This window comes from Ignavigranum ruoffiae (assembly GCF_900110675.1).
In the GTDB taxonomy this organism is placed as follows: Bacteria; Bacillota; Bacilli; order Lactobacillales; family Aerococcaceae; genus Ignavigranum; species Ignavigranum ruoffiae.
The window spans coordinates 1-13,079 of the sequence record NZ_FOEN01000007.1; the positions used below are offsets into that span (position 1 = coordinate 1).

The 13,079-nt window shown below is 40.9% G+C and carries 13 protein-coding genes; all 13 read left to right on the forward strand.

Features of this window, described 5'->3' with window-relative positions; all coding sequences use genetic code 11:
- The coding region (locus BMX34_RS06300; RefSeq protein ID WP_143440736.1) for a 3-hydroxyacyl-CoA dehydrogenase family protein at positions 1 to 810 on the forward strand (810 nt) is incomplete at its 5' end.
- A gap of 30 nt (positions 811 to 840) precedes the next feature.
- Positions 841 to 2,061, forward strand: a complete 1,221-nt coding sequence (locus tag BMX34_RS06305) for an acyl-CoA dehydrogenase family protein (protein ID WP_092571939.1) — start codon at positions 841 to 843, stop codon at positions 2,059 to 2,061.
- Positions 2,062 to 2,120: 59 nt separating this feature from the next.
- Positions 2,121 to 3,368, forward strand: a complete 1,248-nt coding sequence (locus BMX34_RS06310; RefSeq protein WP_092571940.1) for a thiolase family protein — start codon at positions 2,121 to 2,123, stop codon at positions 3,366 to 3,368.
- A gap of 91 nt (positions 3,369 to 3,459) precedes the next feature.
- Positions 3,460 to 4,800 carry a GntP family permease gene (locus BMX34_RS06315; RefSeq protein ID WP_092571941.1) on the forward strand — a complete coding sequence of 447 codons (1,341 nt, stop codon included), beginning with the start codon at positions 3,460 to 3,462 and terminating at the stop codon, positions 4,798 to 4,800.
- A 24-nt stretch (positions 4,801 to 4,824) separates the two neighbouring features.
- Positions 4,825 to 6,414, forward strand: coding sequence for an acyl CoA:acetate/3-ketoacid CoA transferase (locus tag BMX34_RS06320; RefSeq protein WP_092571942.1), 1,590 nt, complete (start codon positions 4,825 to 4,827; stop codon positions 6,412 to 6,414).
- Between the two features lie 115 nt (positions 6,415 to 6,529).
- Positions 6,530 to 6,757, forward strand: coding sequence for a hypothetical protein (locus BMX34_RS06325; RefSeq protein WP_092571943.1), 228 nt, complete (start codon positions 6,530 to 6,532; stop codon positions 6,755 to 6,757).
- Positions 6,758 to 6,769: 12 nt separating this feature from the next.
- Positions 6,770 to 7,249, forward strand: coding sequence for a hypothetical protein (locus BMX34_RS06330; protein ID WP_092571944.1), 480 nt, complete (start codon positions 6,770 to 6,772; stop codon positions 7,247 to 7,249).
- Between the two features lie 68 nt (positions 7,250 to 7,317).
- A complete protein-coding gene (gene rpsN, locus BMX34_RS06335) occupies positions 7,318 to 7,587 on the forward strand; it encodes a 30S ribosomal protein S14 (protein WP_092571945.1) in 270 nt (89 codons plus the stop codon).
- Positions 7,588 to 7,607: 20 nt separating this feature from the next.
- On the forward strand, positions 7,608 to 7,730 hold the full coding sequence (locus BMX34_RS09740) for a putative metal homeostasis protein (RefSeq protein ID WP_159428871.1): 123 nt from the start codon (positions 7,608 to 7,610) through the stop codon (positions 7,728 to 7,730).
- 72 nt (positions 7,731 to 7,802) lie between these two features.
- Positions 7,803 to 8,198 carry a YccF domain-containing protein gene (locus BMX34_RS06345; RefSeq protein ID WP_092571947.1) on the forward strand — a complete coding sequence of 132 codons (396 nt, stop codon included), beginning with the start codon at positions 7,803 to 7,805 and terminating at the stop codon, positions 8,196 to 8,198.
- A gap of 202 nt (positions 8,199 to 8,400) precedes the next feature.
- Positions 8,401 to 10,494, forward strand: a complete 2,094-nt coding sequence (locus BMX34_RS06350; protein ID WP_092571948.1) for a LysM peptidoglycan-binding domain-containing protein — start codon at positions 8,401 to 8,403, stop codon at positions 10,492 to 10,494.
- Between the two features lie 457 nt (positions 10,495 to 10,951).
- Positions 10,952 to 12,112, forward strand: coding sequence for an ABC transporter ATP-binding protein (locus BMX34_RS06355; RefSeq protein WP_092571949.1), 1,161 nt, complete (start codon positions 10,952 to 10,954; stop codon positions 12,110 to 12,112).
- 68 nt (positions 12,113 to 12,180) lie between these two features.
- On the forward strand, positions 12,181 to 13,077 hold the full coding sequence (locus BMX34_RS06360; RefSeq protein ID WP_092572112.1) for an ABC transporter permease: 897 nt from the start codon (positions 12,181 to 12,183) through the stop codon (positions 13,075 to 13,077).
- Positions 13,078 to 13,079: the final 2 nt, after the last annotated feature.

Consider the following 13,079-nt stretch of genomic DNA (forward strand, 5'->3'; position numbering starts at 1 on the left):
ATTGCGAACGCATTCGCAATGAACGGATACCAAGTTATTTTGCGGGATATTAAAGAGGAATTCCTACAAGGGGGACTGCAACGGATTGAGAAATTTATGGAGAAATCCGTGCAACGTGGGAAACTTTCTCAAGAAGATAAAGAAGCAACCTTAGGTCGTATCCAAACGACCACCGAATTAGCCGATTTTAAAGAGGTTGATTTCGTGGTCGAAGCCGTCCTTGAAAAGATGGACTTAAAGCAATCCGTCTTCAAAGAATTAGAAGGAATCGTTCGGCCAGAGGTTGTCTTAGCCACCAATACTTCTTCGCTATCAATTACGGAAATTGCCAGTGTCTTAGACAATCCAAGTCGTTTCGCTGGTATGCACTTCTTTAACCCGGCGCAAGTGATGAAATTGGTGGAAGTGATTCATGGCTATGAAACCAGTGAAGAGACCGCTCAAACGGTTCGTGAATTAGCTGAATCGATCGGTAAAGAAGTCGTGACCGTGAAGAAAGATTCGCCTGGCTTTATCGTCAACCGGATTATGATTCCACAATTTATTGAAGCGATCAAAGTTTTAGAAGAAGGGATTGCTTCGGTCGAAGATATTGATAAGGCGATGAAATATGGCTTGAATCACCCAATGGGTGCTTTTGAACTGCAAGACTATGCGGGTGTGGATATCGGTTACTATGTGATGGAATACTTCGCGAAAGAATTTGGCGAATCTCGTTGGACGCCACCAACCACCTTGAAGAACTTAGTTCGTGCTGGCCGCATTGGTCGCAAGGTTGGGAAGGGTTACTACGACTACGATAAGAAATAAGGAAAGAATCAAATAAGGGGGACAAACAAAATGGTCAAAGAATCTTATGCAGATAAACAATTTCAGAGTGGTGAGAAATTCTTCTATTCTGACTTATACAATTTCGCAGCCGACCTGACTGAAGGGGAGAAAGAGGTCCTAAGCGAACTTGAACGTGTATTGAAAGAAGATGTCTATCCAACTCTGGATGATGCTTGGGACAAGGCTGAAGTACCGTTAGAAGCGTTCTTGAAGATTATGGACGTTGGCTTAATGGATAACCCTAAATTGTTGGAAGGCCGGGAAAATGGACGCATCTCCGAATTATTCCGTGGTTTCCGTGCTTATACCTGTGCCAAAACAGATCCAGTAGCTGGAACATTCGTGACGGCGAATGCAGGACTGTTCCATGAGTGTGTACGTTTAGGAGGTAGCCAAGAACAAATCGACGAAATTATGCCTGGTGTCTTGTCATATGAACGACCAGGGGTACTGGCAATGACTGAACCAGATCACGGATCTGATATCGCAGGTGGTTTAGCTTCAACAGCCCGCCGTGAAGGGGATACTTGGATTCTTAATGGTCATAAGAAATGGATTGGTGGCGGAACATTAGCTCATTGGCATGCTTTCTTCGCCCGTGATGTCGATGACCAACAAGTAAAGATGTTCTTTGTTGAACGTGAAAGTGAAGGGGTAACCACCTTTGTAACGCCACAAAAAGCTTTCTTCCGTCATATGCCAAATGCCGAAATTATCTATGAAAATGTACGCGTTTCCGAAAAATATCGGGCTCAAAATGTTAATTCTTGGAAAGATTGCGCCAAAATCTTAAGAAACACACGTTCAGATGTGGCTTGGTTATTAGCAGGGGCAACTGCTGGAGCTTTTGAAGCTGCCTTGAAATATACGCGTGAACGTTTAGCTTTTGATAAACCTGTCGCAAGTTTCCAATTAATTCAAGAGAAATTAGCCCGGATGGCGATGAATGCTCAAGCGACCCTAGCCCTATCAGTGAAATTGGCCAAGGCTCAAGAAGCCGGCATCTATTCTGAAGAAGCTTCTTCAATGGCTAAAATGCACAATGGTTTAAGAGCCCGTGAGAATGCGGCCTTAGCTCGTGAAGTATGTGGCGGTAATGGTATCTTATTAATGCATGATGTCCCAAGATTTATGGCAGATATTGAGGGAATGTATACCTATGAAGGAACGCATGAAGTCAATTCCTTAATCATTGGTCGATACTATACTGGCTTAGGTGCCTTTGTTTAAAAGTTCATTTATTCGTAACCATGTTAGAAGCGCAAATATAAAGAGAGAAGGAAATAAATATGCAATATAGAGATGAAGATGTCGTCATCGTTGGTGGCGCTCGAACCCCAGTCGGAAGTTTCTTAGGTGGCTTAAAGACAGTGACCGAAGCAGAACTTGGTGTGATTGCCTTAGAAGAAGCGTTAAAACGATCCGGTGTCGCTAAAGAAGAAGTAGAAGAAGTCATCGTCGGACATGTAACAGGTAGTCAAACGTCTAACAACTTGGGAAATATCATTGGGATCGACGCTGGACTCCCACACACTTCTACTGGAATGACCATCAACCGCATCTGTGGTTCAGGTTTCCAATCTTTAGTATCTGCCGTACAACAAATTAAGTTAGGCGACAATGAAGTCGTGGCGGCGGGCGGTGTCGAATCCTTATCACGTGCACCATTCTATTTACCGATTGAATCACGTTACCAAGGATTGAAGATGGGTAATTTCAAATTGATTGATGCCAACTTAGCAGGACATGCATCAGCCAGTGGTACAGATTCAGGAGTCAACCACATGGGAAATACGGCAGAAAATGTGGTACGTCACTTGAACTTAAGTCGCGAAAGCCAAGACCAATTTGCTTATGATTCACAAATGAAGGCTAAGAATGCGATTGAAAAAGGATATTTTGCTGAAGAAATCGTCCCTGTTGAAGTCCCTGGTCGTAAAGGACAAGTCACTGTCGTTGATCAGGATGAATTCCCTAAGCCTAATACAACCTTGGAAAGTTTAGCTAAACTTAAACCAGTTTTTGAGAAAGATGGGACCGTTACTGCCGGAAATGCCTCAGGTTTAAATGATGGGGGAGCTTTCTCAATTGTTACGACCGCTTCATATGCGGAGAAGAATAACCTAACCGTTTGGGCTAAGGTGCTTGACTATAATATTTCTGGTGTGGATCCAAAAATTATGGGCTTAGGCCCTGTGCCAGCGATTAAGAAATTGCTTGAACGCAATCACCTCGATCTGCAAAAAGATATTGGCATTCTGGAAATTAATGAAGCCTTTGCTGCTCAACAAGTCGGTTGCTTAGTAGAGTTAGGTATTGATATGGATTCAGACTGGTATAAGAACCAATTTAACCCGCAAGGAGGCGGAGTTTCATTAGGTCATCCACTTGGTATGTCTGGCGCCCGTATTACCGTATCACTGCTTTATCAAATGAAACGTCATCCTGAATACAAATATGTGATTGGATCAGCTTGTATCGGTGGCGGTATGGGAATTGCTGTATTGTTTGAGAATGGGTTCTACCAAGGAGCCTAGACGGACGATTTCAAGTTGAAGGGTTCCTTTGTGGCCACGGGAAGACTTCCTTTGAATTCTGACAACAAAGAAGAAGTAAAGGAAGATGTATATGGAATATATAGGGGTTATTGGCATATTTATTGCGATTGCGACCATTATTTTTCTAACGGTGAAACGCTTAAATATTGTTATTGCGGCACCCTTAGCAACATTGATTGTTGTATTAGCCAATCAGATGAATGTCTTCGAGGCTTATTTAGGAGAATATCCCTCTTATATGACTGGATTAGCTGGCTTCTTGATAAAGAATTTCGCTATATTTCTGCTGGGAGCCATTCTAGCCCAATATATGGAGAAATCGCGAGCAACGATAGCGATTGCCAATTTTGTCTTAGAACGGGTAGGTACTGAACATAAATTCAGAGTGATGGTCGCCTTTATGGCCATTGCTGCTGTCTTGACTTACGGAGGCATCAGTTTATTTGTGGTCATGTTTGCCCTCGTTCCTTTAGCACGACCGATCTTTAAACGAATGGATTTAAATTGGGCACTTCTACCTATCCCTTTATTCATGGGAATGGCAACCTTTACCATGTCGACTTTGCCGGGAGCTCCTTCGGTTCAGAACGCGGTTCCGACGACCTATTTAGGAACGTCTTTAACCGCTGCTCCCGGCTTAAGTTTGGTGGGGACCGTAGTGATCATTAGCTATGGTTTAGCTTATATGTATATCATGTTAAGACGGAGCTTAGCCAAAGGGGAAACATTCTATACTTATTTAGAAAAGCGTCAGGACCCGTCAAGACCTGTTGAAGAAGATTATGATATTGATCCAGCCGATTTACCGTCGATTGGGATTGCCTTAATTCCCATTATTGTGCTTATCGGTATTAATTTAATATTTAGTCAGGTGACTAATATCATTCTCTTAGCTTTATCGACGGCCATTCTTTTAGCTGCCATTTTGTATCGTGATTATATTCCTAGCAATCAAGAACTATTAAATAATGGATCCGTAGGTGCGGTGGGCTCGGCCTTCGCCACCTCATCTTCGGTAGCTTTTGGCACTGTACTGACTTCAGCGGCTGGCTTTAGTCTGATTCAATCGGCCTTAATGTCTCTGTCGAATAATCCACTAATTGGTCTTTCATTGGCAACCGGTTTACTCGGGGGAATAACCGGATCAGCTTCTGGAGCGATTGGGATTGTAATGGGGAGCTTTGGTCAGCAATACATTGAGATGGGGATTCATCCTGAATTGCTTCATCGTATTGCGACCGTTGCTTCAGCCATTATTACGGTCGTGCCCCATTCTGGGGTGACGATTACTTTTGAAAGTTTATCGGGTACCCGTTTCAAAGAGACCTTCTGGCATCAATTTTTTGTGGTCAATGGGGGCCATATTGTGACGTTAATTGTTATATTGTTAGTATCGTCTTTATTCTATTAAAAGAAATTTAAGGGGGAAAATGAGATGGCTGAAAAACCAGTTATTTCTAGAATTGAAGCAGCCAAACTGCTCAAAGATGGAGATACATTAGCAACGGCTACTTTTGGTTTAGGGGGCTTGCCAGAAGATTTATTAGTCGGTTTAAAAGAACGTTATGAAGAAGAACAACATCCTAAAGAAATCTCAATTATGTGGTCTTGTGGAATCGGTAATAATCAACCAGGCCGTGGAGCAGACCATTTATTAGCGGATGGCTTAGTTAAGCGAATTATTGCTGGACACGTGGGTTCTTCGCCAGGTATGGTTCAAGCAATTGTTGATAACAAATATGAAACCTATCTGTTTCCACAAGGTGTATTTACCCAATGGTATCGAGCCATTGCCGGTAAGAAACCTTATCTCACGCAAGTTGGTTTACAGACCTTTGTCGATCCTCGATTAGATGGAGCCAAATCGACACCCAAAACGACTGAAGAATTAATTAAGGTGGTTAATATTGATGACCGAGATTGGCTACAGTTTCCACAGATGGATATCGATGTGGCTTTCATTCGCGGAACCACAGCCGATGTGAATGGAAATATCTCCGTCGAACATGAAACTTGTAAGTTGGAACAACTTGAATTAGCGATGGCAACCCATAACTCTGGTGGAGTCGTCGTTGCTCAGGTCAAATACCTTGCTGAAGGTAAGTCGATCGATCCGAAGTCGATTCTCGTTCCAGGTGGTTTAGTTGATTACATCGTAGTAGCTGATCCAGAATATCACTATCAAACCATGGGGACCTTCTATAGTCCGGAAATTTCCAACCAAGTGCGTAAGTCGGTGAAAGATGCTAAACCAGTGAAGTTCAGCACTCGTAAGATTATTGCCCGTCGGGCAGCCATGGAACTGAAACCTCAATCGATTGTCAATCTAGGGATTGGTACTCCAGATATGGTGGCCCATGTCGCTCAGGAAGAAGGGGTCAATGACGAGTATCAAGTAACTCTAGAAATGGGTATTTGGGGAGGAACGCCTACAGGTGGATTAGACTTTGGCGGCTCATACAATTCAGATGCGCAAATTCCGATGGCCAACCAATTTGATTTCTATGATGGTGGGGGTCTGGACCTTGCAGTGTTAGGAATTGGTGAAATTGATCAATACGGGAATAATAATGTGACCAAATTTGGACCTAAAGTTCCGGGACCGGGTGGCTTCATTAATATCTCGCAAAATACTAAGGATATTGTTTTTGTGGGTACTTTCACCATTGGCTCTAAAGCCCATGTTGAAGACGGTAAGTTAGTCATCACAGATCAAGGTAAGGGGCCAAAATTTGTTAAACAAGTAGAACAAGTTTCATTCTCTGGTAAATATGCGGCAGAGAATGAACAAAGAGTTCTCTATGTAACCGAACGGGCTGTCTTTGACTTATATCAAGGACAAATTCGTTTGATTGAATTAGCGCCTGGTGTTGATTTACAGAAAGATATTCTCGATTTGATGGAATTTGAACCTCTTATCGCCGAAGATCTTAAAGAAATGAATCCGGATATCTTCAAGGAAGAGTGGGGTGGTTTGAAAGAAATTATTCAAGCCAAGAAGCTCCAAGAAGAAGAGATTATTTAAGTTCACGAGAAATAGCATGGTAGCAATGACGCCTTTAGGGCGTCTTTTTTTATGCGAATGGGTCTTGAAAACAAGAACGTTTGTTCGTATAATTAAGAGGCGAGGGAGGGATTTCATGGAAACTAAGCTATTAAATCAATCGGTTCAGCCCATTCAACAAGATGGTGACGAGATGGCCGCGGTAATATTACGGGCATACAAAGATCAATATCGTGTTTGTTTAACGTTAAATCCAACGTGTATCGATCATGAGGGATATATTACTAAGTTAAGTCATCAGGCTATTTGTTTGGGACAACGGTGGATTGCACGAGAAAGTATTCGATGTATAGAATTTATTTAAGAGGCGATGAAGATGTTTGAAATTTTTGAGGATTTATATCGACAAGCTGAAAGAAATGTTAAAGAGGATAAATATGTTTTAGCTTTAGTTAAATTATGTCTATTAATGGACTTGGCGGTGCGTTATGATTATCATCAACTTTCAGAAGCGTCCTATTTGCAATGGCTTGAGGATCAGTTTGGCCAGCAATCTTATAATAATCTTACGTCGAGTATTTTGAAGATAAGAAATCATATGCTGCAAGGTCATCCTTTTAACGCGGAAGATAACTTACCGATTATCAGTTTAAGAAAGCAACCAGTAATTTTTAGAGCCTTGCTAGACCATCAGGAGCACTCCTTTATACATCTAGCCTATCTTAGTCAGATTTTATTAGATCACTTACTCCTTTGGCTAAAGAAAATTCCACGAGATGAAGATCATCAACTATTCGATATCAAGCAAGGTCTGATTTATGGGGATCAACAAATACTTATTACAAATAAAAAATAACTTGACCTTTCATAAAATTATGTTAAACTCTTTAAATAGTAATAATTACTTTTAAAAAGGAGTTTAATATGGCTAAAAAAGCAAAAATTGAAAAATATAAAAAACAAGTCGCTATGGTCGATCGCTATCGTGAACGTCGTCAGGCTCTAAAAGAAGCAGGAGACTACGCCGCTTTAGCAAAATTACCACGAGATTCTAGTCCAGTTCGTCTTCATCGTCGTGACGGGATTGATGGCCGACCTCGAGGTTATATGCGCAAATTTGATATGTCCCGGGTTAATTTCCGTCAACTGGCGGCTAAGGGTCTGATTCCTGGAGTTAAGAAAGCGTCTTGGTAGAAATAGAAAGGAAGAGTTTGATGAAAGAAAGTTTAGGAGCAGCCTATCGTCAATTACATAGTCCTAATATTAAAACACGTAAACGAGCAAAGAAAATCATTCAAGACTATAAACGAAATCAAAAAGCTAAACTATCAGCTTAATATCAGCCTAGGGTAGGATGTCCAAGGTCCTTCTCTCTCTTATAATTATTATAAGAGAAAGGGGGAGACAGGATGAATTTACTTGCTAATCTAATTTGGTTAATTTTTGGCGGATTGTTTGATGCGCTGGCTTGGTTTATTATTGGCTTACTTTGGTCGATAACGATTATTGGTTTGCCCATCGGTATCCAATGCTTTAAGTTAGCCCGCCTACATTTCTGGCCCTTTGGCAAACGAGTAATCTATAGTCCTCAAGTTTCTTCACTGATATTAAATATTCTTTGGCTTTGTTTCGGCGGAATTCCAATTGCACTGGCTGAATTAGCGAGCGGAGTTGTTCTGTGTCTTACGATTATTGGCATTCCCTTTGGTATCCAACAATTCAAATTATCCGTCCTGGCCTTAATGCCATTCGGGGCTAAAGTGGTTCGGAGTTCTGAATATTATGTCGCTGTTGAACGCGGATAAAAATATAAATATTAGCTTGAACTGGTGTCCTTATAGGGGACATCAGTTTTTCTTTGCTCAAAAAATGTATTGATATAGATTTGTAATGTTTGTGACAATAATGTAATAATATTTTGAGCTATTTTCTTCGAATTCATGATAAGATAAGCATGCAAAGGCTTTTTTACTTAGGTTTGATTATGACATATAAAGGGGAAGAATCATGGTTAAGAATGGTAAAAAATTAGGAAGTGCTAGCTGGGTCACGATGTCGATGGCTTTGTTAGCCTCTCTTTCTGCGGGAGCCCTGTCTCAAGTAGCAGCTGAAGAATTAGCAACAGACACCTATGCAGTAACAGATTCTAATTATACCGTGCAAGCTGGAGACGGCTTATATCGTATTGCTATAAATCATGGCATGAGTCTGGAAGAATTAAAAGCTTTAAATGGTTTATCATCTAATTTTATTTATCCAGGTCAAGTTCTACGCGTATCTACGGGAAATGCACCGGTAGAAACGACGGATCAGGAAGAAACAAATGTGACAGAAGAAACGACCAATAATTCATTCGAACAAAGTGAATCGGTTCAACTTAGTGAAGCTCAAACACTTCAACCCTTAACTCAGAGACAAAATAATGGAACTTATACGGTTAAAGCGGGTGAATGGGTTAATAAGATAGCTCAAGATCATGGTATTACGGCAGACCAGTTGCGCCAATGGAACAATCTAAAATCAGATTTAATCCACCCAGGTCAAGTCCTAGTTGTAAGTCAAGGAAGCACTACGCCGACCCAACCCAAACCAAGTCAACCCAAACCAAGTCAACCAGGTAGTAGCACTCAACCATCTAAAACTTATACTGTAAAAGCGGGTGAGTGGGTTAATAAGATAGCTCAAGACCATGGTATTACGGCGGACCAGTTGCGCCAATGGAATAATCTAAAATCAGATTTGATCCACCCAGGTCAAGTCCTAGTGGTAAGTCAAGGAAGCACTGTGCCGACCCAACCCAAACCAGCACAACCCAAACCAAGTCAACCAGGTAGCAACACTCAACCATCTAAAACTTATACCGTCAAAGCTGGGGAATGGGTTAATAAGATAGCTCAAGACCATGGTATTACGGCAGACCAACTACGCCAATGGAACAATCTAAAATCAGATTTGATCCACCCAGGTCAAGTCCTAGTGGTAAGTCAAGGAACTACTACGCCGACCCAACCAAAACCAGTTCAACCTAAGCCAAGCCAGCCTGGTACAAGCACTCAACCGTCTAAAACTTATACTGTCAAAGCTGGGGAATGGGTTAATAAGATAGCTCAAGACCATGGTATTACGGCAGACCAACTACGCCAATGGAATAATCTGAAATCAGACTTAATCCATCCAGGCCAAGTCTTAATTGTCAGTCCTGGCACCAACAATACACCAAGCCAACCAAAACCAGCTCAACCAAGTCCAAGCCAACCTTCAGGATCCTATGTGGGAACAAACTTGTCACGAGTAAATTATGGGGTTCAAGCTGGGGATACCCTTTATACGATTGCAAAGAATTTTGGTGTAACCCCTGAAGCAATTCGTCAAGCGAATGGTGGACTAAGTCGTCTGTATGTAGGACAAACCATTATTATCCCAAATGTGCAAGTAGTACCGATGAGTCATTCCCGGAGTTTTGATGGTAAGCGTGTGGTTTGGCTAGATGCCGGACACGGAGGCAATGATTCCGGTACACATACTGTTTCCGGACGAATCTATGAGAAAGATATGAACTTGAATTTAGACAATCAATTAACACGTATTCTCGAAGATATGGGTTATATTGTGCGTCGAACACGTACAGATGATTCTTCTTATGATTTTAGAACAGAACGGTCTCGTATGGTTAATGGATCTGATGCGGATATCTTTATTTCTCTTCACCATAATGCGATGCCAACGCCATCAGCTACCGGAATTGTATCTTTCTATTATGAATATGAAGATGGTTATAAACCTGTCATAAATGGTTCCCTTCATAATGATGGTATGCGGATTGCCAATAGTGCCCATCTAACGAATTTGATCCATAATAATTTGATTAGTACCGATCACCGCTTCTTCCCGAATAATCCAGCACGTAATCATGGAGTTCAGTCAGCATCTTATGCTGTGTTACGTGAAACCAAGGTTCCGGCTGCCTTACTTGAATTTGGTTTCGTAGATACTTGGAATGACTTTAATAAGTTAGTTGATAAGAATTATCAAAATCAAATCATGCACGCGGTGGCTCGTGGTATCGATACTTACTTTAATACTGTCTTTAGCAAGAAATAACAATAAATTTATTTTCCAAATAGAAACATGCTGGGTCTAAGAGGCTCAGCATTTTTTTGATTTGCATAATAGCAATATGAGTCGGGTTCATTGTTGAATTGAATAGCCATAAATTAAACATTCATCTGAGATGGATGGGTTACCCTGTACCTTCGCTGAATGAAAGCTCCAGCTAACAAAAAATTGAAATATTAATCCTATTGATTGATTAATAAAACCACATAAATAAGATTTTACTGACAGGGATTGATTTCAAATAAATCATATGAAATATAAGATGTTCTAATGCTAAGGATTAACATATGAACGATCAGGCATATTAATAGACAAGAAATAATGACTATAGTAAAATATTCTTGAATGAAAATGAATGCGCTTTCTTTATTTTTTAATGACTTTTTACTGAAAGTCATTTTTCTTTTCCGTATTTTTAGTCAACTGAATAGGGGGAAATATCATGGCAGAGGTTAACCTACACAATGTTTCTAAAATCTATCCTGATGGTTTTAAAGCAGTGGACCAAGTAAATTTGTCTATAGAAGATGGAGAATTTGTAGTCTTGGTTGGACCTTCAGGGTGCGGTAAATCTACTACCTTAAGGATGATTGCGGGTTTAGAAACAATTAGTCAAGGAGAATTATGGATTGATCAGCTAATGATGAATCAACGGCAACCAAAAGATCGTGATATTGCGATGGTGTTTCAATCTTATGCCCTCTATCCACATATGACAACGCGAGATAACATTGCTTTTGCCTTAAAGATTGCTGGACAAGACCGTAAGACACGTTATGCGAAGGTAGACCGAGTTGCTAAGATTCTCCAGTTAGAAGAGGTATTGGATCGTAAACCTGAATCTTTATCCGGTGGTCAACGTCAGCGAGTGGCTTTAGGTCGAGCCATGGTTCGTGAACCCAAAGTTTTCTTACTGGATGAACCTTTATCGAATTTAGATGCCAAGTTGCGAGTAACCATGCGATCTGAGATCGTCAGTCTTCATCGTAAGCTAGCAACAACCTTTATTTATGTGACTCATGACCAAACCGAAGCCATGACCATGGGTGATCGGATTGCTGTAATGAATCAAGGCCGTGTTGAGCAATTTGATACGCCCGATAATTTATATAATCGTCCCCATAATTTATTCGTCGCTCAATTTATAGGCAGTCCACAAATGAATATTGGCAAAGCAGTCATACGTAAGCAGGGTCAACAGACCATCTTAGATTTTGCGAATCATCAAGTTGATCTCTCTTATTATCCGATTGGACAAGTAGAGATTCCTTCAGAAGGTCTAGAAGTCTGGGTTGGCATTCGTCCTGCGAATATCGCATATGTGGAAGATAAGGACCAGCTGCATCGTGAAGAGAGTATAACTTCAAAGAATGAAATAAGTATTCGTTTGGAGAATGTAGAGCAAGTAGGCTCAGATACTTATGTTTATTTTAATTTTGCCGAGAATTCTTCGCCATGGGTGGCTCGTTTTAACCCACCTCTGAATGTCAAAGTCGGTCAGACAGTACAAGTTCATTTCAATCCGGATAAACTATTATTCTTTGACCGAAAGACTGAATTAAACTTGTTAGCAGAAGAAATAGATAAGGAGGCCGGCTCGTGAAGAATAAAGACATCCGAAAGTTAAAGCGGCCCACTCCGAAGCAAGCATCTGTCAAACTCACTCAGCGTATGAAGAACCATTTCCAGCGGTATTGGCAATTATATGTGTTAATAGCCCCGGCTGTGATCTATTTCTTGATCTTCCATTACGGACCCATGTATGGTGTTCAGATTGCCTTTAAGGATTATAAGCCATCGTTAGGAATTCTGGATAGTCCTAGGGTAGGCTTCAAGCATTTTAAACGATTTTTTAATTCTTACTATTTTTCTGATTTGATGCGAAACACCTTGCAAATCAGTCTTTATGAGCTAGTTGTGGGGTTTCCGATGCCAATCATCCTGGCTTTATTATTCAATGAACTACGCAATGGATTCTTTAAGAAATTCGCTCAAACAGTAACTTATGCTCCTCATTTTATTTCGACAGTCGTGATTGTGGGGATGCTCGTCGCCTTCTTGTCGCCGTCTACAGGTTTATTAAATCATTTATTAGCGAGTCTAGGTTTTGAACGGGTGGCCTTTCTCGAAGAAGCTTCTTGGTTTAAGACGATTTATGTCTTTTCCGGCATTTGGCAGAACACAGGCTGGAATACCATCATCTATATGGCAGCCCTTTTAGGAGTTGACCCCCAACTTTATGAAGCAGCTTCCATCGACGGAGCTAGTCGTTGGCAGAAATTAATCTACATCAATCTACCCGCTTTGATTCCTACGATGGTGATTTTATTAATTCTGAATTTTGGGTCAATAATGGCCATGGGTTATGAGAAAATTCTTTTAATGCAGAATGCACTCAATATCTCAGAATCAAATGTGATTGCGACCTTTACATATAAGCAAGGTCTACTGGATGGTAACTATTCTTATGCAGCCGCGATTGGTCTCTTTAATTCGGCGATTAATGCCATCCTTCTAGTAGTTGTAAATAAATTCTCACGCAAGCTCAGTCGTATTAGTCTTTGGTAAGG

What these genes read in the sequence shown, in the direction of transcription:
- BMX34_RS06305 (WP_092571939.1), top strand. Translation starts at nt 841, where the DNA reads ATGGTCAAAGAATCTTATGCAGATAAACAATTTCAGAGTGGTGAGAAA.
- BMX34_RS06310 (WP_092571940.1), top strand. Translation starts at nt 2,121, where the DNA reads ATGCAATATAGAGATGAAGATGTCGTCATCGTTGGTGGCGCTCGAACC.
- BMX34_RS06315 (WP_092571941.1), top strand. Translation starts at nt 3,460, where the DNA reads ATGGAATATATAGGGGTTATTGGCATATTTATTGCGATTGCGACCATT.
- BMX34_RS06320 (WP_092571942.1), top strand. Translation starts at nt 4,825, where the DNA reads ATGGCTGAAAAACCAGTTATTTCTAGAATTGAAGCAGCCAAACTGCTC.
- BMX34_RS06325 (WP_092571943.1), top strand. Translation starts at nt 6,530, where the DNA reads ATGGAAACTAAGCTATTAAATCAATCGGTTCAGCCCATTCAACAAGAT.
- BMX34_RS06330 (WP_092571944.1), top strand. Translation starts at nt 6,770, where the DNA reads ATGTTTGAAATTTTTGAGGATTTATATCGACAAGCTGAAAGAAATGTT.
- rpsN (WP_092571945.1), top strand. Translation starts at nt 7,318, where the DNA reads ATGGCTAAAAAAGCAAAAATTGAAAAATATAAAAAACAAGTCGCTATG.
- BMX34_RS09740 (WP_159428871.1), top strand. Translation starts at nt 7,608, where the DNA reads ATGAAAGAAAGTTTAGGAGCAGCCTATCGTCAATTACATAGTCCTAAT.
- BMX34_RS06345 (WP_092571947.1), top strand. Translation starts at nt 7,803, where the DNA reads ATGAATTTACTTGCTAATCTAATTTGGTTAATTTTTGGCGGATTGTTT.
- BMX34_RS06350 (WP_092571948.1), top strand. Translation starts at nt 8,401, where the DNA reads ATGGTTAAGAATGGTAAAAAATTAGGAAGTGCTAGCTGGGTCACGATG.
- BMX34_RS06355 (WP_092571949.1), top strand. Translation starts at nt 10,952, where the DNA reads ATGGCAGAGGTTAACCTACACAATGTTTCTAAAATCTATCCTGATGGT.
- BMX34_RS06360 (WP_092572112.1), top strand. Translation starts at nt 12,181, where the DNA reads ATGAAGAACCATTTCCAGCGGTATTGGCAATTATATGTGTTAATAGCC.